This is a genomic window from Nocardioides houyundeii (assembly GCF_002865585.1).
Lineage (GTDB): Bacteria > Actinomycetota > Actinomycetes > Propionibacteriales > Nocardioidaceae > Nocardioides > Nocardioides houyundeii.
The window spans coordinates 3,523,074-3,543,318 of the sequence record NZ_CP025581.1; the positions used below are offsets into that span (position 1 = coordinate 3,523,074).

At 72.2% G+C, this 20,245-nt stretch carries 22 protein-coding genes; 15 read left to right on the plus strand and 7 right to left on the minus strand.

Annotation, left to right across the window (positions count from 1 at the left end):
- Window positions 1–159: 159 nt before the first annotated feature.
- The 9 genes from C0R66_RS16905 to C0R66_RS16945 all read left to right on the plus strand — a co-directional run bounded on the left by C0R66_RS16905 (window position 160) and on the right by C0R66_RS16945 (window position 8,057).
- Window positions 160–753: a MauE/DoxX family redox-associated membrane protein gene (locus C0R66_RS16905; protein WP_101525677.1), complete on the plus strand. Its 594-nt coding sequence runs from the start codon at window positions 160–162 to the stop codon at window positions 751–753.
- Window positions 754–771: 18 nt separating this feature from the next.
- A complete protein-coding gene (locus C0R66_RS16910) occupies window positions 772–1,413 on the plus strand; it encodes a redoxin domain-containing protein (protein ID WP_101525678.1) in 642 nt (213 codons plus the stop codon).
- 36 nt (window positions 1,414–1,449) lie between these two features.
- Complete coding sequence (locus C0R66_RS16915) at window positions 1,450–2,118, plus strand: methylamine dehydrogenase light chain (protein WP_101525679.1); 669 nt, start codon at window positions 1,450–1,452, stop codon at window positions 2,116–2,118.
- Window positions 2,115–3,431, plus strand: a complete 1,317-nt coding sequence (locus C0R66_RS16920; RefSeq protein WP_101525680.1) for a lactonase family protein — start codon at window positions 2,115–2,117, stop codon at window positions 3,429–3,431. The genes C0R66_RS16915 and C0R66_RS16920 overlap by 4 nt, the downstream gene beginning before the upstream one ends.
- Window positions 3,428–5,038 carry a multicopper oxidase family protein gene (locus C0R66_RS16925; RefSeq protein WP_101525681.1) on the plus strand — a complete coding sequence of 537 codons (1,611 nt, stop codon included), beginning with the start codon at window positions 3,428–3,430 and terminating at the stop codon, window positions 5,036–5,038. Before C0R66_RS16920 ends, C0R66_RS16925 begins: the two co-directional genes overlap by 4 nt.
- Window positions 5,039–5,049: 11 nt before the next feature.
- Window positions 5,050–5,415: a cupredoxin domain-containing protein gene (locus C0R66_RS16930; RefSeq protein ID WP_101525682.1), complete on the plus strand. Its 366-nt coding sequence runs from the start codon at window positions 5,050–5,052 to the stop codon at window positions 5,413–5,415.
- A gap of 9 nt (window positions 5,416–5,424) precedes the next feature.
- Window positions 5,425–5,778 carry a cupredoxin domain-containing protein gene (locus C0R66_RS16935; RefSeq protein ID WP_101525683.1) on the plus strand — a complete coding sequence of 118 codons (354 nt, stop codon included), beginning with the start codon at window positions 5,425–5,427 and terminating at the stop codon, window positions 5,776–5,778.
- Between the two features lie 65 nt (window positions 5,779–5,843).
- Window positions 5,844–6,695, plus strand: a complete 852-nt coding sequence (locus tag C0R66_RS16940; protein ID WP_101525684.1) for a methylamine utilization protein — start codon at window positions 5,844–5,846, stop codon at window positions 6,693–6,695.
- A gap of 66 nt (window positions 6,696–6,761) precedes the next feature.
- Entirely contained in the window at window positions 6,762–8,057 is a 1,296-nt protein-coding gene (locus C0R66_RS16945) for an oxygenase MpaB family protein (RefSeq protein ID WP_101525685.1), read from the plus strand.
- A 54-nt stretch (window positions 8,058–8,111) separates the two neighbouring features.
- On the opposite strand, the gene C0R66_RS16950 is transcribed toward C0R66_RS16945, so the two are convergent.
- The 3 genes from C0R66_RS16950 to C0R66_RS16960 all read right to left on the minus strand — a co-directional run bounded on the left by C0R66_RS16950 (window position 8,112) and on the right by C0R66_RS16960 (window position 10,956).
- A complete protein-coding gene (locus tag C0R66_RS16950) occupies window positions 8,112–8,657 on the minus strand; it encodes a hypothetical protein (RefSeq protein WP_101525686.1) in 546 nt (181 codons plus the stop codon).
- A 237-nt stretch (window positions 8,658–8,894) separates the two neighbouring features.
- Entirely contained in the window at window positions 8,895–9,713 is an 819-nt protein-coding gene (nadE, locus tag C0R66_RS16955; protein ID WP_101525687.1) for an ammonia-dependent NAD(+) synthetase, read from the minus strand.
- Between the two features lie 82 nt (window positions 9,714–9,795).
- Window positions 9,796–10,956 carry a PAS domain-containing sensor histidine kinase gene (locus tag C0R66_RS16960; protein ID WP_158648094.1) on the minus strand — a complete coding sequence of 387 codons (1,161 nt, stop codon included), beginning with the start codon at window positions 10,954–10,956 and terminating at the stop codon, window positions 9,796–9,798.
- Window positions 10,957–11,101: 145 nt separating this feature from the next.
- Between C0R66_RS16960 and C0R66_RS16965 the strand changes: the two genes are divergently transcribed.
- Window positions 11,102–11,896 carry an isocitrate lyase/PEP mutase family protein gene (locus tag C0R66_RS16965; RefSeq protein ID WP_101525689.1) on the plus strand — a complete coding sequence of 265 codons (795 nt, stop codon included), beginning with the start codon at window positions 11,102–11,104 and terminating at the stop codon, window positions 11,894–11,896.
- 33 nt (window positions 11,897–11,929) lie between these two features.
- Here the strand turns inward: C0R66_RS16965 and C0R66_RS16970 are convergent, their stop codons facing one another.
- Complete coding sequence (locus tag C0R66_RS16970; RefSeq protein ID WP_101525690.1) at window positions 11,930–13,408, minus strand: MFS transporter; 1,479 nt, start codon at window positions 13,406–13,408, stop codon at window positions 11,930–11,932.
- Between the two features lie 81 nt (window positions 13,409–13,489).
- On the opposite strand from C0R66_RS16970, the gene C0R66_RS16975 reads away from it, so the two are divergent.
- Both C0R66_RS16975 and C0R66_RS16980 read left to right on the plus strand, forming a co-directional pair.
- Window positions 13,490–13,936 (plus strand): MarR family winged helix-turn-helix transcriptional regulator, encoded by a 447-nt coding sequence (locus tag C0R66_RS16975; RefSeq protein WP_101525691.1) that lies wholly within the window; start codon window positions 13,490–13,492, stop codon window positions 13,934–13,936.
- Window positions 13,937–13,982: 46 nt separating this feature from the next.
- The gene (locus C0R66_RS16980; protein ID WP_101525692.1) at window positions 13,983–14,903 is read left to right on the plus strand and encodes a Gmad2 immunoglobulin-like domain-containing protein; all 921 of its coding nucleotides are present in this window, start codon (window positions 13,983–13,985) and stop codon (window positions 14,901–14,903) included.
- A gap of 4 nt (window positions 14,904–14,907) precedes the next feature.
- Here the strand turns inward: C0R66_RS16980 and C0R66_RS16985 are convergent, their stop codons facing one another.
- Complete coding sequence (locus C0R66_RS16985) at window positions 14,908–15,681, minus strand: MOSC domain-containing protein (RefSeq protein WP_101525693.1); 774 nt, start codon at window positions 15,679–15,681, stop codon at window positions 14,908–14,910.
- A 75-nt stretch (window positions 15,682–15,756) separates the two neighbouring features.
- Here C0R66_RS16985 and C0R66_RS16990 point away from each other — a divergent pair, with 75 nt between their 5' ends.
- Genes C0R66_RS16990 through C0R66_RS17000 form a run of 3 tightly spaced genes read left to right on the plus strand, consistent with a single transcriptional unit; the run spans window position 15,757 to window position 19,077 of the window.
- Entirely contained in the window at window positions 15,757–16,665 is a 909-nt protein-coding gene (locus C0R66_RS16990; RefSeq protein WP_101525694.1) for a putative selenate ABC transporter substrate-binding protein, read from the plus strand.
- Window positions 16,665–17,420 (plus strand): phosphonate ABC transporter ATP-binding protein, encoded by a 756-nt coding sequence (locus C0R66_RS16995; protein WP_101525695.1) that lies wholly within the window; start codon window positions 16,665–16,667, stop codon window positions 17,418–17,420. The genes C0R66_RS16990 and C0R66_RS16995 overlap by 1 nt, the downstream gene beginning before the upstream one ends.
- Window positions 17,413–19,077: a PhnE/PtxC family ABC transporter permease gene (locus C0R66_RS17000; RefSeq protein ID WP_101525696.1), complete on the plus strand. Its 1,665-nt coding sequence runs from the start codon at window positions 17,413–17,415 to the stop codon at window positions 19,075–19,077. Before C0R66_RS16995 ends, C0R66_RS17000 begins: the two co-directional genes overlap by 8 nt.
- Before the next feature lie 26 nt (window positions 19,078–19,103).
- On the opposite strand, the gene C0R66_RS17005 is transcribed toward C0R66_RS17000, so the two are convergent.
- Window positions 19,104–19,283 (minus strand): DUF1059 domain-containing protein, encoded by a 180-nt coding sequence (locus C0R66_RS17005; protein ID WP_101525697.1) that lies wholly within the window; start codon window positions 19,281–19,283, stop codon window positions 19,104–19,106.
- Complete coding sequence (locus C0R66_RS17010) at window positions 19,280–20,188, minus strand: sensor histidine kinase (RefSeq protein ID WP_101525698.1); 909 nt, start codon at window positions 20,186–20,188, stop codon at window positions 19,280–19,282. Before C0R66_RS17010 ends, C0R66_RS17005 begins: the two co-directional genes overlap by 4 nt.
- Window positions 20,189–20,245: the final 57 nt, after the last annotated feature.

Sequence of the window (20,245 nt, forward strand, 5' to 3'; positions counted from 1 at the left end):
AACGCCTGAGAACGCAGCCGACACGCCAAGTGGGAATTGCGGTCCAGGGCTTCCCAGTCGCTAGGCGCACGATCGTTTCTCAGCCGACATCGTGCCGACCAGATCGTTCTCCACGCTGGTGCTCCGACATCAGTGAGGAACGGGCAGGAGGTGGGACCCATGGTCTGGGTGGTGACGTCGTCGGTGATCGGTGGACTGCTCCTGGTCGCCGGTGCGCCCAAGCTGCGCGACCGAGCCGGGATGCTCCGCGTGGTGCAGGGCTACCGGCTGCTGCCGCCCGCGCTGGAGCGGCACATGGCGCTGGCGCTGCCGTACGCCGAGATCCTGGTCGGTGCGGTGCTGGTCACCGGGTTCCTGACCACCGGGGCGGCCGTCGCCGCGACCACCCTGTTCCTGGTCTTCTGCGCCGGGCTCTCCATCAACCTGCTCCGCGGACGACGCGACCTCGACTGCGGCTGCTTCTCGTTCACCGACCACGACCACTCTCCGCGCATCAGCTGGTGGCACGCCGGTAGAGCCCTCGCGCTGGCCCTGGCGAGCCTCGCCCTCGCCGCGGCTCCGGTCATCTTCGGCGCCAGCTCCGTCGGGCCCGCCGAGCGGGCCGCGGGAACCGCCCTGGCCGGCCTCCTCCTGGCGGCCGCCTTCGCCGTCGGCGCCCTCCGCTCCGTCGTCCACCTGGGACGGCGGCCGGTGGACGACCACCTGGCCCGCGCCGCGTACGAGCTGCGCACGCCCGCCACACCCGTCCGCTGACCCTTCGAAAGGACTCCCATGACCGCCTTCCTGCTGACCGCCGTCACCGTGCTGACCCTGGCGGTGGCGTTCCTCTTCCTGATGAACCTCGCGCTGGCCCGGGAGATCGGCCGGGTCCAGGTCCGGCTCGGTCCCCTCGGCGCCCGGATGATGGACTCCGGCCCCAAGGTCGCCGAGTCCGGCCCCTCGTTCCAGGGGCTCACCGACCACCGTGGGCGCGACGTCAGCGTGGGCGGCCACCGCACCAAGCCCCAGCTGCTGATGTTCACCGGGCCGAAGTGCTCGACCTGCAAGGGCCTGCTGCCCGGCATCAAGGCGATGGCCCGGGCGGAGAAGGACCTCGAGGTCGTGCTCGTCTCCGACGGCTCGCCCGAGGAGCATGCCGCCTTCCTTGCCGGCAGCGGCATCACCGACGAGCTCAGCTACGTCGACGCCCGCGACGTCGGGATCGCCTACCAGGTGGGCACCACGCCGTACGGCGTGATCCTCGACGAGCACGGGAAGATCCGCGGCAAGGGACTGTGCAACCACATGGCCCAGGTCGAGAGCCTGCTCAACGCCCTCGAGACCGGCACCCCCTCGCTCCAGCACCTGCACGAGCAGTCCCGGGCACGGGCCGCGTCGCGCCCGGTCGACATCGAGCTGACCCGCGTCGGCTGACGGCGCTCCCCCGCACTCCCACGAGATAGGACACCGATGAGCGAGAACAGATACCCGGTCGACGAAGAGACGGTGCAGGCGCAGGCGGACTGGATGGCCGGCGAGGGCGGCAGCATGATGAGCCGCACCAGTCGGCGGATGTCCGAGCGCACCTCGCGCCGCTCCGTGCTGGGCAAGATCGGCAAGTGGAGCCTCGGCCTCTCCGGCGTCGCCGTGATCGGCTCGTTGCCGGTCACCCGCGCCGGCGCCCTCTCGCCGGGTGGTGGGGACACCAGCGCGGACGAGCCCAGGGTGCTCACCTACGACAAGACCGACAACGCCGGCGAGTGCGAGTACTGGCGCTGGTGCAACATGGACGGCACGCCCTGCACGTCGTGCCAGGGCGGTGGTCTGACGACCTGCGCGCCGGGCTCCAAGCCGGGGGCCGAGTTCTGGGTCGGGTGCTGCACCAACCCCGAGGACGGGAAGACCTACCTCATCGCGTACTACGACTGCTGCGGCGCACCCGGCTGTTCCAACACCTTCTGCGCCGACCCCGAGGCGCAGGCGATCATGTACAACCCGGTGGCCGGCTCGTTCGACCAGGAGATCATCTGGTGCGTCTCGGACGAGTCGCAGGCCTACACCTGCACGATGGCGCCGATCATCGGCGAGGACTGCCAGGTCCGGCCGAGCGCCCGCCCGAAGGTGGGGGCCGGCTCATGAGGCTCTCCCGTGCGGCCGTCACCTGCCTGCTGCTGCCCGCCGCGCTCGCCCTCTCCGCCTGCACCGGCGCTGCGGGCGAGGACGAGGAGCCGGAGCCGGAGGGCCCCGGCGCGGTGGAGTTCACGCCCCCGCCGTACACCGAGCCGGGACCGGACGTCGTCCTCGGCACCGCGCACCCCAGCGCGCTGCCCACCGAGATCCCGGAGAAGCTGCACGTGTCGAAGATCGACCCGATCAGCGCCGACGAGATCGTCATCCTCGACGGGGACGGGCGCTTGGAGGTGCCCCTGCACGTGGTCGACCCGGCGACCGGCGAGTCGACCGCGCGCATGGTGGTCGGTCCGGGGATCTGGGACGCGGTGATCCACCCGTTCGTCGGCGAGAGCCCGGACGACCCGGCCCTGCTGGCCGCCGAGGTGTGGCGGCCGCGCGGCTCCCGCGGCGCGGCCGACTTCACCGTCTCGACGTACGCCGGCGATCTGCTGGAGCCGGACGAGATCCTGATGCCGGACTACACCCGAGCCCACTCGCGCCCCGGTTCCAGCGCCGTCTCGACCGACGGGCGGTACTTCGTGTTCTGGGACGACGGCCTCTTCGGGCCCCGCGTGTACGACCTCGACCAGAACGTGGAGACCGGTGCGCTCCAGACGGTGGGCTGCGGCCCGTTCACCTGGCTCAACGGCCGCGACCTCTACTCCGTGTGCGAGGAGAGCCGCGAGCTGGTCCACCTGCAGATCCAGGACGACGGCTCGCTGGAGGAGGTCGCCCGGGCGGCGGTGCTCCCCGAGGACTTCGTGAGCAACCGCAAGGCCACCTACGCCGAGGACGCCGACAAGGCGCTGCTGGTGAGCGCCAACGGTGACGTGTTCGTGTTCGACTTCTCCGCCGGCCTCCCCAGCGAGCCCGTGGAGCCGGTCGGGAACGCCGGTCAGCGCAGTGGGCGCTTCGACCAGAACGCCATCGACAACACCGGCACCCGGATCGCGATCACCTACACCGACAGCAAGATCCACCCGCACTCGATGCGCGCCGGTGACGTCGACAAGATCATCGTGTCCGACGCCACCACCCTCGACCCGGTCGCCACCCTGACCCGCCGGTCGATGAAGCTGTCCGAGATCCACTCGATCGCCTTCTCGACCGACGGCTCGCGGCTGCTCGTCAACGGGGCCAGCACCGAGGACAAGGACGGCGAGACCAAGCCGATGATCCTGACCTTCGACGCGAAGACCGGCAAGCGGGTCGCGGCGAAGGAGATCAAGGGCTTCGCCGGATCGCCGGACCGGATGATCACCCCGCAGGAGATCGGATGACCCACGCCGCCTCCGGGGTCGGCTCGGCAGTGCTGGACCGCCGCCGGTTCCTCCGCCTCGGCTCCATCGGAGCCGGGGCGGTGGGCCTGGGCACCCTGGGGCTGTCGGCGTGCAGCCAGGGTTCCTCGGCCCCCGACGGTGGTGCGACCCCCGCCCGCGACTTCATCCTCCCCGGCGACGCGGAGGTGGCCGCGGCGGAGGCGGAGCGCTACTCGTCGGGTCGAAGTGCCGCGTTCACGCTGGCCGCGGCAGCCACCACGGTCGACCTCGGCGGACGCCGGGTCGCCACCTGGGCGTACGGCGGCAAGGCGGTCGCCCCCGTGCTGCGCGCCACCAAGGGCGACCTGATGAAGGTCGCGGTCACCAACCACCTGGACGCCGAGACCACGCTGCACTGGCACGGCATCCGGATCCGCAACGACATGGACGGCGCAGCGCCCATCACCCAGGAGCCGATCGCGGCGGGTGGCGGGACCTTCGACTACCAGTTCCTGGCGCCCGACCCCGGCACGTACTGGTACCACTCGCACAGCGGGCTCCAGGCCGACCGTGGGCTCTTCGGCGCGCTCGTGATCGAGGACCCCGACGACCGGACCGGGGCGGACGCTGACGCTGTGCTCGTGCTCGACGACTGGGTCGACGGTCTCGGCACCACCCCGGACGCCGTGCTGATGGCCCTCAACTCCGATCTCGCCGGCGGGCACGGCGCCCACTCCGGGCACGGCGACGACGCCCCCACACCGAGCCACACCGGTGCCGAGATGCGGCTGGCCAAGCAGCTGGTCGGCGGGGGTCACGGCCGCTCGCCGGCCCTGGGCGGGATGACCCAGCACATCGGCTACCCCCTCAACCTGATCAACGGCCGACCCCCGAACGACCCGGAGCCGGTGGTGGCGAGAGCCGGGCAGCGGCTACGGCTGCGGCTCGTCAACGCGGCCGCCGAGACGCCGTACCGCTTCGCGGTGGCGGGGCACGAGCTCACCGTCGTGGCCGTCGACGGCTACGACACCGAGCCCGCAACGGCCGACGCCGTGATCCTCGGGATGGCGCAGCGCGTCGACGTGCTGCTCACGGTGCGCTCGGGCAGCTGGCCCGTGGTCGCGAAGGTCGAGGGACGCGCCGGCTACGCCTCCACCGTGCTGCGCACCACGGACGCCGTCCCGATGCGCGACCCCGACGTCGCCGGACGGATCCCCGAGCTCCGGGGCCGGTTGCTGCTCGAGAGCGAGCTGCGGCCCGCCGAGGCGGTCCGTCTCGAGCCTCGGGAGCCGGACCGGGACTACCAGGTCGAGCTGATCCAGGCCGGCGACCGCTACGCGTGGGGCATGGGCGGTCGCGACGCCGGGGGCCTCTTCATGAAGCCGGGCGAACGGATCCGGATCACGATGAGGAACACCTCGCCGATGTGGCACCCGATGCACACGCACGGCCACACCTTCGCCGTGCCGGCGTACGACGGGTTGCGCCGCGACACCGTGAACGTGCTGCCCGGCACCGAGCTGGCCATCGAGTTCGACGCCGACAACCCCGGCGAGTGGATGTTCCACTGCCACAACGCCTACCACTTCGAAGCCGGCATGACCGCGAACCTGCGGTACGTGCGATGAGAGGAACCCCGATGAAGAAGCTGGCCAGCGCCCTGCTCGTCCCGATGCTGGTGGTCTCGCTGACCGCCTGCGGAGGCGACAGCGACGCCTCCGACGGGTCCGCCGAGTCCAGCGGACCCGCGGCGGTGGTCGACGTGACGGGCATGGCCTACACCCCCGCCGAGGTCACGATCGAGGTCGGCGAGACGGTCGAGTGGCACTTCGACGACGGCGGCATCCCGCACGACGTCGCCGGCGACGGTGCGCTCGCGGGCCGGCTGCAGAGCGACCTCCTCACCGAGGGCACCTACTCCTACACCTTCGAGGAGGCCGGCACGTTCACCTATCACTGCACTCCGCATCCACAGATGGTCGGAACCGTGGTCGTCGAGGGCTGAGGTCGTCCGATGGGTCCCAGGGGTGCCAGCGCCGGCGCTGTGCTGGTCAGCGCACTGGCGTTCGCCGGCTGCGGCGCCCCCGACTCCTCGACTGCCGACTCCCCGGCGGCTCCCGACGCCGTGGTCGTCGTGCGGGACCTGCACTTCACCCCGGCCGAGGTCACCGTGCCCGTCGGCGGGACCGTCGAGTGGAGGTTCGACGACGACGGGCTGCTCCACCAGGCCCGCTCCAAGGGGCTCTTCGACAGCGGAGCCCTCGACGAGCTGGCCTGGTCCTTCACCTTCGACGAGCCCGGCGTCTACGAGTACGACTGCGTGATCCACCCCTACATGCTCGGCACCGTCACGGTCGTCGACTCCTGATTCCCCGCACCAGTGCAGCAACCCACCGAGGATCCGACCGGATCCCATCACCCCCGGAGGAAGACATGACACAGATGCTCATTCGCGAGTCCCTCACCCACGAGCCGCTGGCCACCGACGTGCCCGCCATCCGGCCCACGCTCCAGCAGGCTGTGCCCACTCCGACCAGGGCCGGGCTGGTGGCGGGCGCCGCAGCCGTCGGGGCGGCCGTCGCCGCGGTCGCCGCACCGACCGGGGCCGCCGCCCTGACCACGGTCGTCGCGGGAGCCGGCGTGCTCACCGCCGTGGCGGCCAACTGGTCGACCTGCGGGATGTCCGTGGCGGGCGTCGTCGCCGCGCCCAAGCAGCCGGGACGCGCCGGCTCCTCCACGCCGGTACGCCGCCTCGGCTGGCACGCCCTCGGCTCGCTCCTCACCGGCGTACCCACCGGGGCGCTGCTGGGGGCACTCGGCGCGCTGGTCGCCGGGGCTCTCTCCCTGGGCTGGGCCCTCGCGCTGTGGGCGGTGGTCGCGCTGGCGTACGGACTGCACGAGCTCGGCCTGGTCCGGATGTCGACGCCGATGCGCCGCCGGCAGCTGCCGCGACAGCTGCGGCGCACGATGGCGCCGTGGAAGGTGTCGTTCCTGTTCGGCACGCTGATCGGACCGGGCTTCATGATCTTCATCCGGTCGAGCGCGTACTACCTGCTGGTGCTCGGCGTGCTCGCCGCCGGCTCTCCGGCCCTCGGTGCGGCCCTCTTCGCGCTCGTCTCCCTCAGTCGCTGCCTGCCGAGCCTGTTCGCCATCGCGCACACCCGCAACGGCGGCTCCATGCCGGGGTTCCTCTCGGCGATGTGCCTGGTCGATCGCCGGGTCCAGACCGTCACCGGTGCGGGTCTGGTCGCGTTGGCGACGTTCGCCGGGGTGAGCGTGCTCTGACCGTTGCGGCCGCCACTCCTTCGCCTCTCCCCCTAGGCTGGCGGCAACCAGTCGGGAGGACTGACGATGAGCCACCAAGCACTGCAGGACCGGGTACGGCGCCAGCGGGAGCAGCTGCCCGACATGTACGCCGCCTTCGGCCCCGAGCACCTGCCGGAACGGCTCGCCCTGACCCTGGACGACCCCAGCGACCTCGACGACGTCAAGGGCGTGGACCGGGGCGAGCTGCTCGCCGACACCGAGCTGATGGACCTGATGGTGACTGCCACCCGGCTGGGGGACGCGGTGGCGGACGCCTACGCCCTGCTCCTGCCGGAGCACGGGATGCGTGGCCTGATCGACATGCTGCAGACCGCGTGCCGCGACGGCATCGAGGCGGTGCCGGACGCCCCGCCGGAGCTGCGGGCCTTCCTGGCCGCGATGGAGGACCGGCCGGACTGGATCGATCTGGAGCAGGTCGAGGAGGGTGCCCGGTGGGAGCGCATCAACGCCGCACTGCTCACCCCGTTCGTGATCCGGGGCGCGTTCCTGGCCACCTTCCTCAACGCCTACGCCGCGCTGCCGATGGCGATCACCGGCGCCCTCACCGGCGAGACCTCGGCACGGCGGGTCAAGGAGACGGCCGCGTTCTTCGCCGCCACCGTGCTGCCAGGCGGCACCGCGCGCAACGGTCCCGGTTTCGAGGCCGCGGCCATGGTGCGGTTGATGCACTCGGCCGTGCGGGTGCACGCCACCCGCTCGGGACGGTGGAACCACGATACGCACGGTTCGCCGATCCCTCAGGTGGACCAGATGCCGGCGGGGCTGATCAGCAGCTTCCTGATGTCGGTGGCGACCGTGAAGGACGGGCGCGACGACTTCAACACGCGTGAGCGGGCGATGATCGAGCTGGCCCGTTACCGCTGCTTCCTGCTCGGCCTGCCCGTCGAGCTGCTGCCCGAGGACCCGCACGGAGTGATCCGCGTCTTCAAGGCGCGCGCCGCGACGCTGCGCAGCTCGTTCGACGACGACACCTGCGGGGCGCTGGTCCGCGCCACCCTGGCAGCCCGGCTCCATCCGGACGCCGGCGCGTGGGGCCGGGCCGCGGAGCGGTTCGAGCGCAGCTTCGCCACGATCACCTTCGTCAAGGCCTTCCTGCAAGGCGACTACGAGCGCGCCGAGCGGATGGGCGTGCACGTCAGCCGGGCAGACCAGCTGCGCGCCGCCCCGATGCTGCCGTTCCTGATCGGGCGGGTGCTGGTGGTCCGCAAGCTCGCCGGGGTCCCGGGACTGGGCCGGGTCACCGACCGCTACGTCGTGGCCACCCTGCGCCGCAGGCTCCGCGGCTACGGCCACCCGGAGTACGTCGCCCGGGTCGGCTGATCGGTCGGCTCCGGGCAGCGGCGGCATCGCTGCGCCGCTGCCCGCAGGTAGCCGTCAGTGCAGCTGTCGGCTCCGGGTGACCGCCTCGTAGTAGCGGCTGGACTCCGGCCGCCAGAGGAAGAACAGGATGACGACGGCCAGGACCACCGAGACCAGGTTGAAGACCAGGGTGGTCGTCGTGCTGCCCGGCTGGTTGAGGGTCAGGAGGGTGGAGAGCACGTTGAGCACCCCCAGCACGGTCGCGGTGATCCGCGCCCAGGACCGGCCCTGGCCGTTCTTCCAGGCGAGCCACGCCCACAGCGCCACCCCGACCAGGCCGAACAGGCCGATCATGGTGAGCGAGACCGCGTAGGCGGCGTCGATCGTGCTCTGGGTCGCGTTGGGGTCGGACTCGCGCACCGACTCCTCGACGGTGTCCTTGAGCCCGCCCAGGGTGAAGAGCGAGATGATCAGGGACAGCAGGCCCAGGCCGGCGCCGACGTACATCAGCTTCACGGCGTTGGAGATGCTGGCGGGGCGCTCGGGCAGCTGCGCCGGTCCCTTGCCCTCACCCTGCGGGTACTGCGGGTACTGCGGATACTGCGGGTACTGCTCGGACATCCATCCCCCTACGGTCTCAAGCGGACGAGCTCTGATGGGTCCGACTCTTCCATGCGCGTGGCCGGCCTAAACGTGGCGGGCGCTGCGCAGGAGCCGGAAGCCGAAGACCACAGGCACCCAGGCCAGGGTCATCAGCATGCAAGGGTGTCCCAGGCACTCCCCATGGTCCCTCCCCGTCGCCGATCTGCGAGTGGTCAGCGTCCCGAGGACGGTCCTCGGTGTCAAGGGTCCTCAGCGTCAGCCCAGGGCGACCGGAGCGGCGGGCAGCGCCCGCTTGTGCGCCGTCCTGGAGTACGCCGTCTCGATCACCCGACGCGCCTCGTCGGAGACCTGCTCGCCGACCAGGTAGCCGTCGATCTCGGCGTAGGTGATGCCGTAGGCGGTCTCGTCGGGCAGCTGCGGGCGGGCCTCCTCCAGGTCGGCGGTCGGGACCTTCGCCACCAGCGCGTCCGGGGCGCGGAGGTGCCGGCCCAGCTGGCGCACCTGCCCCTTGGTCAGGCCGGCGAGCGGAGTGATGTCGGCGGCCCCGTCACCGTGCTTGGTGAAGAAGCCCATCACCGCCTCGGCGGCGTGGTCGGTGCCGACCACCAGCGCTCCCAGCCGCCCGGCGACGGCGTACTGGGCGGTCATCCTGATCCTGGCCTTGATGTTGCCCTTCACGAAGTCGGCCCTGGCCGCGTCCTGGTAGCCGCCGGCCGGCGAGGTGGCGGCGTGCAGCGGGTCCACCGAGGGCTTGATGTCCACGGTGACCACCTCGTCGGCGGCGATGAACCGCAGCGCCTGCTGCGCGTCGGCCTCGTCGGCCTGGACGCCGTACGGCAGGCGCACCGCGGTGAACCGCTTGCCCGCCCGCTCGCAGGCGAGCTGGGTCAGCCGCCCGGTCACCGTGGAGTCGACGCCCCCGGAGATGCCGAGCACGTAGCCGCTCGCGCCGGACCCGGTCAGGTAGTCGGCGAGGAACGAGACCCGACGCTCCGCCTCGGCTGCCGCCTCGATCTCCGCCACCACACCGAGCGCCGAGGCGATCCGCTGCTGGACGGGGGTGGGGTCGGTCATCTGGCGCCTTTCGTCCGAGGCCGCCGGTGTGCGGCCCGGGACCATCCTGCCAAGGTGCTCACCGCCGCCGTCCTGCCGGACCTCAGCCAGTCGGGGCCGAGGCGGTGGGCAGTGTGAACGCGAGCGAGACGTCGGTGCCGTGACCCAGCGCCGAGGTCAGGGAGAGCTCGCCGTCCATCAGGTCCACCAGCTCTCGGCAGATCGCCAGCCCCAGCCCCGCGCCCTCGTGGCGCCGGGTCGCCGAGGGGTCGGCCTGGGAGAACGGGTCGAAGATGCTCTGGCACAGCTCGGACGGCACGCCCACCCCGGAGTCGCGCACCCCGATGTGCAGCGTCGTGGCCCCTGGGGCTGCGGCAGCCGAGCGGGCGCTGAGCTCGACGAACCCGTGCTCGGTGAACTTGACCGCGTTGTCCAGCAGGTTGGTCAGGATCTGCTGCAGCCTGAGGGTGTCGCCCACCAGCCCTCGGCACAGCCCCGGGTCCACGACGAGGTCGAAGCGCAGTCCCTTGCGGGTCGCCTGCTCTCGCGCCCAGGAGCAGACGTCGTACAGCAGCAGGTGCGGGTCGAAGGGTGCCGGCTGCAGCGTCAGCACCCCGGCCTCGATCCGGGAGATGTCCAGGATGTCCTCGATCAGCCGGGCCAGACGCTTGCCGCCGCGCAGCATGCCCTGGACGAACCGCGCCTGCAGCTCGGTGAGCCCGGTGTCCTCCAAGAGCTCCGCCGTCGCCACGATGGTGGTCAGCGGGGTGCGGAGCTCGTGGCTCATGTTGGCCACGAACAGGGACTTGGCGACGTTCGCGGCATCCGCGGCCTCACGCGCCTCGAGCAGCTCGCGACTGGTCCGGGTCCGCAGCGAGATGTCCTCCGCCAACCCGTGCACGCCCACCACGTCGCCCTCGATGACCACCGGCAGTCCGACCAGGGCGATCTCGACCAGTGCCCCGTCCTTGTGCCGGATGCAGGTCTCCAGCCGCCGCGGCTCGCCCGCCAACACGGCCGCGAACTCGGCCGCGACCCGCTCGACCTCGCCGGGGGCGATGACGTCGCGATAGCTCATCCCGCGCATCTCGGCGGGGGTGTAGCCGGTCATCTCCTGGGTGGCGAGGTTGACGTCGGTGTAGGAGCCCTGGAGGTCGAGGGAGAAGACCGCGTGCGGGTTGTGGGTGAACAGCGAGCGGTAGCGCTCCGCGCCCTCCATCAGGGACCGGACCACCACCGGGGTGAGCGGCTCGGGTTCGTCCACGCGCACCTCCCATCTGCCGAGTCTGCGGGGCCACGGAACGGACTTTCTCACCCTACGCGTTTCAGCCTGCGCCACGGCGCCCGGCTTGGTCCAGCGAGCGCGCACTAGAGTCGTGAATCCTGCTGGAACCGAGGAGAGGGACCCCATGACTGAGGAACTGCACGCGAGCAGCGAGCCGAAGACCGCCGAGCTGTTGCGGCTGCACAGCGATCCCACGCTGCTGACGGTGGTGAACGTCTGGGACTCGATCTCCGCGCAGGTCGTCGCCGACGTGCCCGGCACCTCGGCGCTGGCCACCGCGAGCCACTCGATCGCCGCCTCCCGCGGCTACGAGGACGGCGAGAAGATCCCGCTGGCGGAGATGCTCGAGGAGGTCGGGCGGATCGCCTCGGCGACCACCCTGCCGGTCTCCGCCGACCTCGAGGGCGGGTACGGCGACGCCGCGGAGACCATCCGCCGGGCGATCGGTGTCGGGGTGGTGGGGGCCAACCTGGAGGACCAGATGAAGCCCCTGGACGAAGCCGTGCGCCAGGTCGAGGCGGCCATGGACGCCGCCGAGCGCGAGGGGCTGCGTGACTTCGTGCTGAACGCCCGTACCGACGCCTTCGTCAAGGCCGGGGACCGCGACCCCGGCGAGGTGATGGCCGAGGCGATCCAGCGCGGCCAGGCCTACCTGGCGGCGGGCGCGCCCGTGGTCTTCGTGCCGGGCCTGTTCGACGAGAAGCAGGTGACCGAGATGGTGGAGGCCTTCGGCCCGCAGCGGCTCACGCTGATCGGGCTCCCCGGCTCGCTGCCGTTGGAGCGGCTGGAGCAGCTGGGCGTGGCCCGGGTCTCCTACGGCCCGCTGTCGCAGCGGGTGGCGCTGACCGCCCTGGCGGAGCTGACCGAGGAGGTGCTCCGCGGAGGCGGCGTACCGGACAACGTGCGTCCGCTGAACTAGCGGGACAGGTCGCCGGTACGCCGCCCAGGTCGGTCAGACCCGCGTGCCGGCGACCGCGTCGTCGACGCCGAGATCCGCCGGACCGGAGGCGCCGCGCGCGCTCCGCGGGATCAGCAGCACCACGATCGCGCCGAGCGCGGCCGCCGCCGCAGCGATGATGAAGCAGATGCGGAACGCATCGTGGCTGGGGATCGTCACGCCAGGTGCCAGGTCCACCGTCTGCGCGGTGAGCACGGCGGCCATCACCGCGCCGGCGACCGTCGTACCCATGGAGCGCATCAGGCCGTTGAGGCCCACGCTGGAGCCTGCCTCGTGCATCGGCACGTTCTCCAGGATCAGCGTCGGCATGGCCGCATAGCCGATGCCCACGCCCGCGCAGATCACGCAGGTGGCCAGCAGCAGCTGCCAGGGAGCAGCGGTCAGGAAGACCGCGACCAGGTAGCCCCCGGCGATCACGAACGCGCCCACCGAGAGCGTGATGCGGGCGCCGAAGCGGGTGAGCATCTTGCTGGAGACAGGTGCGAACAGCATCATCATGATGCCGCCCGGTGCCATCCAGAGTCCGGCCTGCAGGATCGACTGGCCCAGGCCGAAGCCGGTGGCTTCGGGCAGCTGCAGCAGCTGGGGCACGGCGATGGACTGGGCCATCATGCCGAAGCCGATCAGCACCGCGGCGATGTTGGTCAGCAGCACCGGGCGCTTGGCCGTGGTGCGCAGGTCGACCAGCGGGTCGTGGTGCCGCAGCTCGTAGACGCCCCACAGGACCAGGACCACGAGGCCGAAGACGATGGAGCCGATGGTCTTGCCGTCCGTCCAGCCCCAGCCGGTGCCCTTGGAGATGCCGACCAGGACCGAGACCAGGCCGATGGCCAGGCCGATCGCGCCGACGTAGTCCATCCGGGCGGGGTGCTCGTCCTTGACGTGCGGCAGCAGCAGCACCGAGAGCACGGCCATCAGCAGCGCCAGGCCGGCAGCCATCCAGAAGAGACCGTGCCAGTCGAAGTTCTGCGCGACCCAGGCGGACAGCGGGAGACCGAGCGCGCCCCCGACACCCATCGTCGCGCTGACGGCGGCGGTGGCGGTGTTGACCATCTCCTTGGGCGCCACCTCGCGGACCAGGCTGATGGCGACCGGGATGAAGCCCATCGCCAGGCCCTGGAAGACCCGACCGGTGAGCACCACCGGCAGTGAGCTGGAGATGGCGCAGAGCAGGGAGCCGACCACCAGGATCGAGGCGGAGACGACCAGCACGGGCTTCTTGCCGACGATGTCGGCGACGCGGCCGGTCACGGGCATCGCCACGGCCCCGGCGAGCAGGGTCGCGGTGAGCACCCACGAGGCATTGCTGGCCGAGGTGTTGAGCAGCTGTGGCAGCTCGCCCTGGATGGGGATCACCAGGGTCTGGGTCAGGGCGGCACTGAGGCTGCCCAGGCACAGCACCAGGACGACCAGCTTGGCGCCGGTCGCGGAGAGGGCGGAGTCCGTGGCGGACCCCGGTCGAGGCGTGTTCATGAGGTCCTTCCGACCAAAATGTGTAACTTACATAAGCCTCGGTATGCTACCGACACCCGGAGCAGAGCGCGAAAGGGCACCATGGAGAGCCGTCGCACCCCTCGTCCCCGCACCCCCGCGGCGAGGCTGACCAAGCTGATCGTCCTGCTGGACCGGCACCGCCGCATCGTGGAGCACTGCTCCAGCCTGCGTGCCGCCGACCAGCGGCTGCTGTGGCTCTTCACCGACGGCAGGGCGCGCACCCTGCGGGAGATCGCGGAGGCGCTGGCCCTGGAGCAGTCCACGGTCAACCGGCAGGTGAACGCCGCCATCAGCGCCGGCCTGCTCCAGCGCTACCGCGCGCCGGGTCGCTCCGCCCAGCTGGTCGAGCTCACCACCGAGGGTCTGGAACGGTTCGAGAACGACGTCTCCCTGATGCTGGACACCGTGGGCACCGCCCTGGCCACGCTCGGCGACCACGACTCCGAACAGCTGCTGGTCCTGATGGAACGCTTCGTGGAGTCCTACGGCGACACCGTCACCGAGTAGTGGCCACCTCCCCGGCCACGCCGGGACCGGGTGCGAGCATGTCGCCATGACGACGTACCGCAGCTCGACCGCGACCGCCCGCGCCCGACGACGTACGTCGGCGCTCGCCCTGCTCCTGGTCGGCGGCCTCGCCCTGACCGGGTGCGGCGACGACGAGCCGGAGGAGGCGAGCGACCCCACGCCCTCGGCCAGCACCAGCGCCCCGGCGACGCCGACGCCCACGCCGAGCCCCAGCGTCAGCGAGGAGGCGGGCCCCGAGCACAGCTTCTCCGACATCACGCCGGTCTACTACGCGGTCGAGAGCCGCACCGGGCTGCTGCTGGCCAGGGAGCCGCGCGAGACCGGCGAGGCGGGCGTCGGCGCCGTGGCGGCGATGATCAGCGGACCGGAGGACCCCGACTACTCCTCGACCTGGAACCCCGCCACCAAGGTACTGGGCATCACCGAGGCCGACGGCGTGATCAACGTCGACCTCTCCGCCGAGGCCCGGGACGCCGACGTGGGCGCCCCGGGTGCGGAGCTGATGGTCCAACAGCTGGTGTGGACCGTCACCCAGCTCTACGGCGACGAGCTCGGCGTGCAGCTGCTGATCGACGGCGAGCCCGCCGGCGAGCTGTGGAACGCCGTCACCTGGGACGCCCCGGTCACCCGCACCCCGGCCGACGAGATCCGCGCCTTCGTCGGTATCGACACGCCCGCCGAGGGCACCACCACCAGCAGCCCGCTCACCGTCTCGGGCGAGGCCAACGCCTTCGAGGCCACGGTGCCGTGGCGAGTGCTGGACGCGCAGGGCAAGGAGGTGAAGTCCGGCTTCACCACCGCCGAGGAGGGCATGACGCTCTCGCCCTACAGCTTCAACCTCAGGCTCCCCGCCGGCGACTACACGATCGAGGTCGCCGAGGACGACCCGTCCGGCGGCGAGGGCGGCGAGCCGCTCACCGACACCAGGAGCATCACCGTCAAGTAGCCGCTCACCCCAGCGGCGCCACGCTGGCCGGGTCTCCGGTCCGGACCAGCGCGGGCGCCACGACCTCGGCGTACAGGCCGAGGTCCACCCCGCCGGTCTCAGCCCGCAGGGCCGCGAGCGCCTTCAGCACCGGCAGGTCCCGGACGCCGGAGGCGGGGTCGAGATCGATGACCGCGCAGCGGCCCACCAGGCCGGTGACCTCGACCTCGGCCGCGCCCAGCCGCAGCCGGCGGCCAACCCACTCGTCCTCGGCGAACGGCCGGGCACCGGCGTCGTCGAGCTGGAAGGTGGCGCGCAGGCGGGCGCCGTCGACCGGGGCGCCCACCTCCCGGGCGAGCCGCGCCAACGACCCGTCCGTCACGATCGTCACCGACGCCCCGAAGACCACCTGTCCCGGGGCTGCGCGCCCGAGCACCACCTCGCGCCCCAGGTGCGCCGAGTACGCCGCGGCCCACGGCCCGTGCACCAGCTCGACCGTGGCGGTCCGTCCCCAGTAGTCGACCTCGCGGACGTCCCCGGTCGCCACGGGCTCGCCGACCACGGTGCGCCCGGGCAGCTCGGCACGGAGCACGGTCCCGTCCCACAGCGCCCGGGTCGCGAGCAGCGTCGGGTGCTCGACCGTGCGCAGGCACCGGTCCACCGCCGGGTCGAGGAGGCAGAAGGCCCGGTCGCCCACGGGTCCCTCGGCACTCAGCGTCACCGACTCGTGGTCGACGTGCCGTCCGCCCTTGAGGGGGTGAACCCGATCCTGGTGACCCGCATGGGACAACCCTGTCACGCCCAGTTCCGAGGCCCCTGGCGCAATCCGGCCTGATCGCTAGAGTGTCGAACAGCATCCTCTCGGGAGGAACCCATGGACGTCCGTCTCTTCCTGGCACTCGCGGTGACTCCCCTGGCCCTGCTGGCCGCGTGCGGCGACGACGACGCCTCCGCCGGCGGCGACCAGCCGGCGCTGGTGATCAGCGCCATCCCGGACCAGGAGCCGTCCGAGCTGGCGGCGCGGGAGGAGGGACTGGCCGACTACCTCGCGAACGAGCTCGACGTCGAGGTGCAGTACGCGCCCGTCACCGACTACGCCGCCTCGGTCAGCCTGTTCCGGGCCGGAGACCTCGACCTGGTCTTCTACGGCGGCCTCACCGGCGTGCAGGCTCGGCTCCAGACCCCGGGCGCGGTGCTGCTCGGTCAGCGGGACATCGACGCGGAGTTCCGCAGCGTCTTCATCGCCGGGAGGGACGCCGGCATCGAGCCCCTCGACGACGTACAAGGGCTGTCGGCGCTGAAGGGCTCCCGCTTCACCTTCGGCAGCGAGTCGTCCACGTCCGGGCGGCTGATGCCGGAGTACATGCTGGCCGAGGCCGGGCTGGACAGTGCCGAGGACTTCGCCGGCGAGCCCGGGTTCTCCGGGTCCCACGACAAGACGATCGACCTCGTCGAGGCCGGCTCCTACGACGCCGGCGTGCTCAACTCCCAGGTGTGGGAGGCCCGGACCGCGGCCGGCACGGTGGACCTGGACGAGGTGCAGGTGGTCTTCACCACCCCGACGTACCACGACTACCACTGGATCGCCGGTCCCGACCTGGACGATCAGTTCGGTGCGGGCTTCACCGACGAGCTCGGTGCGGCACTCCTCGCCCTGGACGGCTCGTCCGCGGAGGAGAAGGAGGTGCTCCTGCGGTACGGCGCGACGTCGGTGATCCCCACCGAGGCGAGCAACTACGACCAGATCGAGGAGATCGCCCGCGAGCTGGGACTCGTCTCCTGATGCCCGAGGTCGTCGTCTCCCTGCGCGGGGCCACGGTGACCTACGACGGTCGACCGGCTCTTGATCGCGTCGACCTGGAGGTGCGCAGCGGGGAGCGGATGGCCCTCGTGGGCCCCAGCGGGGCGGGCAAGTCGACGCTGCTCGGACTGTGCGCCGGGCGGGTGCTGCCCACCAGCGGGGAGGTGGAGGTGCTGGGCCAGCCGCTGAACCGGGTCAGCGGCGCGACGCTGGCGCAGGTACGGCGTCGGATCGGCACCATCCACCAGGGCTTGAACCTGGTCGGTCGCCTGGCGGTGGTCCACAACGTCAACGGTGGAAACCTGGGCCGGTGGAGCACCTGGCGCGCGCTGACCTCCCTGGTCCGGCCCCGGGAGGTCGAGCAGGCGCGCGCCGCCCTGGAGCGCGCCGGGATCGGCGACCTGCTGATGGCTCGGACCGAGGACCTGTCCGGCGGGCAGCAGCAGCGCGTCGCCCTGGCCCGGGTGCTGGTGCAGGACCCGGACCTGGTGCTGGCCGACGAACCCGTCTCCAGCCTCGACCCCGCCCGGGCCGACGACGTGATGCGGCTGCTCTGCGAGACCGTGGCCACCCCGGACCGGACGCTGCTGGTCAGCCTGCACGACTTCGAGCTGGCCGTGCGCCGCGCCGACCGGGTGGTGGGGCTGCGCGAGGGCAGGGTGCTCTTCGACCTGCCGGCGGCGGCCGTGGACCGCGGCCTGCGCGACCGGCTCTACGACCTCGCGGCCGATGCCTGACCGCACCCTGGTCGACCTGGGTGCCGTCTCGGCGCTCGAAGCGACCGCGGGTCCGGGACGGCCGGCCCGCCCCGGGCGCTCCGCCGCCGCACGGCGACGCCGGGTCCGCCTGGCGTGGCTCTGTCTCTGGGTGCTGTCGGTGCTCTGGTCGGTGCGCTCCTTCGTCTCGGACCGGGACGGGGTGCTCAACTCCGGTGGGCTCGCCGCGCTGATCGAGTTCTGGGCACATGCCCTCACCCCGGAGACCTCTCCGGACTTCCTGCGCGCCACCTGGGACGCGACGCTGACCACGCTCGCCTTCGCCGTGCTCGGCACCCTGCTGTCGGTGGCCGTGGGCCTGGCGCTGGCACCGGCGCTGAGCCAGACCTGGTGGCGGCCGGCCGGTGCCTCGACCCCGGAGCGGGTGCTGCGCCGCGCCGGGCTGCTGCTGACCCGCGTGACCCTGGCCCTGCCCCGCGGGGTGCACGAGGCGGTGTGGGGTCTGCTGCTGCTCATCGTGCTGGGCCGCGACCCGCTGGTGGGGGTCCTGGCCATCGCCATCCCGTTCGGGGCGATCACCGCGAAGGTGTACGCCGAGATGCTCGACGAGGCCGACCACGCGCCGTACGACCTGCTGCGCGCCGCCGGCGCCGGGCGCGTCACGGCCATGGCCTACGGCCTGGCGCCCGGCCTGGTCCCCGGCCTGACGTCGTACGCCTTCTACCGGTTCGAGTGCTCCATCCGCTCGGCGGTGATCCTGGGGATGATCGGCGCCGGGGGGCTCGGACTGCAGCTGAGCCTCAGCTTCGCCGGCCTCCAGTACGGCGAGATGTGGACCTCGATCCTCGCCCTGGTCGTCCTGGGTGGGCTGGTGGACCGGTGGGGAGCGCTGCTGCGCCGCTCCTGGGGCGGTCGCGCCTGGCGGCTCTCCGGGGTGGGCTTCGGGCTGCTCGCGGTCGCCTCCTGGTGGAGCCTGGCGCCCGATCCCGGGTCGCTGGCCACCGAGCGGACCCGAGTCCTCTTCGCCCGGCTGGCCGAGGAGATGCTCCCCCCGCAGCTGCCAGCCGGTGGCTGGTCGGAGCTGGCTTCCCGGTCCGTGGAGACCGTGCAGATGTCCGTGGTGGCCATCTCCCTGGCGGTGGCGCTGGGGGTGGCCGTCTCGCTCGTCGCGGCGCGGACCAGCAGGTCGCCGGCCGGCCGGGTCCTGGGCTGGGTGGCCCGGCAGCTGCTGCTCCTGACCCGCGCCATCCCCCCGCCGGTGTGGGCGCTGCTGGTGCTCTTCGTGGTGTTCCCCGGTCCGCTGCCCGGGGCGCTGGCGCTCGGCATCTACACGTTCGGGATCCTGGGCCGGCTCTTCGCGGAGGTGGTCGAGGACCTCGACGGCCGTCCCCGCGAGGCGCTCAGCGCCCTCGGCGCCTCCGCGCCGGTCTCGTTCGCCTACGCCACGGTGCCCGCGGCGGCCGGCCAGATGATCGCCTACAGCCTCTACCGCTGGGAGGTGACGGTGCGCGAGACGGTCGTCGTCGGGATCGTCGGGGCCGGCGGGCTGGGGCGGCTGCTGGAGCAGCAGCGGGCGGGGTTCGACTACCCGGGCATGGCGAGCACCATCCTCGCCCTGATCGCGGTGTGCGTCGCGGTGGACCTGCTGAGCATGACGGTGCGTACGACGCTGCGCTGAGCGGTGCGTCGGGGCAGGGCGGGACGTCAGGCGGTGACCACGATCCGGGCCTCGACGGCCTGGACCACCTCCGGCGTCAGCACGGTGATCTGGTGGTCGGCCGCCGCGTGCGCGGCGACGTCGGCGAGCAGCACCTCGCGGGAGGTGTTCTCGAAGCGGGCGGCGCAGCCGGGCATCACGTCACCGCAGGCGAGCTTGAAGGTCATCTGGTCTCTCCATCGTCGTCGAACATCATCGGATCACGTCTGGGGTCTGCGGCCGCCCGGTCGGCGGCGCTGGGGACCCGCACCCAGAAGGCGGCTCCGGCCTCGTCCTGGTCGACCCCGAGCGTGCCGCCCTGCGCGACCACCAGGGCGCGGGCCAGGTAGAGCCCGATGGTCACGCCGGTGGCGTCGTCGTTGACGTCGAACGGGTCGAACAGGGCCTGCAGCACCGGCGGCGCGATCGGGTCGGCGTCCCGGACGACCCGCACCTCGACCCAGCCCGGCACCGCCAGCGCCTCCAGCCGCACCGACCGGGGTGCGGGCGGCAGGCGGGCTGAGGTCAGGAGGTCGCGCAGCACCAGGGAGAGCAGAGCCGGGTCGGCGTGCACCTCGGTGTCCGGGCCGAGGCCCAGCACGTCGTGGGCATCCAGGCCCGGGAGACCGATCAGGCAGTCGGCGAGCGCGACCCGGCGGGGCGACGTACGCAGCCGTCCCAGGGAGGCGGCACCCAGCAGCTCCATGTCGAGGACGCGCTGAGCCAGGCGCTTCAGGGCGTCGGCCAACCGGGCCACCGTGCGCTCGGTGCCTGCCGGCAGGTCCTCGTCGGCCAGCAGCGCCACCCATCCCTGGGCCACGGTCAACGGCGTGCGCAGCTCGTGGGCGAAGGCGGTGAGGAACCGGTCGCGCTGGGCCGCGACGTCGGGAGCGGGACGGTTGGTGACCGCGGCGGTGCCGGCGTCCACGAAGGCGTGCAGCCAGCGGTGCAGCACCGCGACGTCCACACCCGCTCGCTGGGCGACGTCGCCGGCGGGCGAGCCGGCGAGCACCTCGAGCACGGCAGCCACCCGCGGATCGGTCGTCTCGGCGTCGATCGACTCCGGGACGAGCGTCAGTCCGGACCCCTTCACGCCCCTCCCATCGGCCAGGCGTCACCGGACCTGAGGATCGCCTGCGATCGGTGATGG

Bases quoted from the DNA above. Each gene is read 5' to 3' on its own strand.
- C0R66_RS16980 (WP_101525692.1), top strand. From the start codon at position 13,983: ATGACGACGTACCGCAGCTCGACCGCGACCGCCCGCGCCCGACGACGT.
- C0R66_RS17000 (WP_101525696.1), top strand. From the start codon at position 17,413: ATGCCTGACCGCACCCTGGTCGACCTGGGTGCCGTCTCGGCGCTCGAA.
- C0R66_RS16925 (WP_101525681.1), top strand. From the start codon at position 3,428: ATGACCCACGCCGCCTCCGGGGTCGGCTCGGCAGTGCTGGACCGCCGC.
- nadE (WP_101525687.1), bottom strand. From the start codon at position 9,713: ATGACCGACCCCACCCCCGTCCAGCAGCGGATCGCCTCGGCGCTCGGT.
- C0R66_RS16950 (WP_101525686.1), bottom strand. From the start codon at position 8,657: ATGTCCGAGCAGTACCCGCAGTATCCGCAGTACCCGCAGTACCCGCAG.
- C0R66_RS16935 (WP_101525683.1), top strand. From the start codon at position 5,425: ATGGGTCCCAGGGGTGCCAGCGCCGGCGCTGTGCTGGTCAGCGCACTG.
- C0R66_RS16990 (WP_101525694.1), top strand. From the start codon at position 15,757: ATGGACGTCCGTCTCTTCCTGGCACTCGCGGTGACTCCCCTGGCCCTG.
- C0R66_RS16945 (WP_101525685.1), top strand. From the start codon at position 6,762: ATGAGCCACCAAGCACTGCAGGACCGGGTACGGCGCCAGCGGGAGCAG.
- C0R66_RS16975 (WP_101525691.1), top strand. From the start codon at position 13,490: ATGGAGAGCCGTCGCACCCCTCGTCCCCGCACCCCCGCGGCGAGGCTG.
- C0R66_RS16970 (WP_101525690.1), bottom strand. From the start codon at position 13,408: ATGAACACGCCTCGACCGGGGTCCGCCACGGACTCCGCCCTCTCCGCG.
- C0R66_RS16920 (WP_101525680.1), top strand. From the start codon at position 2,115: ATGAGGCTCTCCCGTGCGGCCGTCACCTGCCTGCTGCTGCCCGCCGCG.
- C0R66_RS16915 (WP_101525679.1), top strand. From the start codon at position 1,450: ATGAGCGAGAACAGATACCCGGTCGACGAAGAGACGGTGCAGGCGCAG.
- C0R66_RS16965 (WP_101525689.1), top strand. From the start codon at position 11,102: ATGACTGAGGAACTGCACGCGAGCAGCGAGCCGAAGACCGCCGAGCTG.
- C0R66_RS16995 (WP_101525695.1), top strand. From the start codon at position 16,665: ATGCCCGAGGTCGTCGTCTCCCTGCGCGGGGCCACGGTGACCTACGAC.
- C0R66_RS16940 (WP_101525684.1), top strand. From the start codon at position 5,844: ATGACACAGATGCTCATTCGCGAGTCCCTCACCCACGAGCCGCTGGCC.
- C0R66_RS16905 (WP_101525677.1), top strand. From the start codon at position 160: ATGGTCTGGGTGGTGACGTCGTCGGTGATCGGTGGACTGCTCCTGGTC.
- C0R66_RS16930 (WP_101525682.1), top strand. From the start codon at position 5,050: ATGAAGAAGCTGGCCAGCGCCCTGCTCGTCCCGATGCTGGTGGTCTCG.
- C0R66_RS16910 (WP_101525678.1), top strand. From the start codon at position 772: ATGACCGCCTTCCTGCTGACCGCCGTCACCGTGCTGACCCTGGCGGTG.
- C0R66_RS17005 (WP_101525697.1), bottom strand. From the start codon at position 19,283: ATGACCTTCAAGCTCGCCTGCGGTGACGTGATGCCCGGCTGCGCCGCC.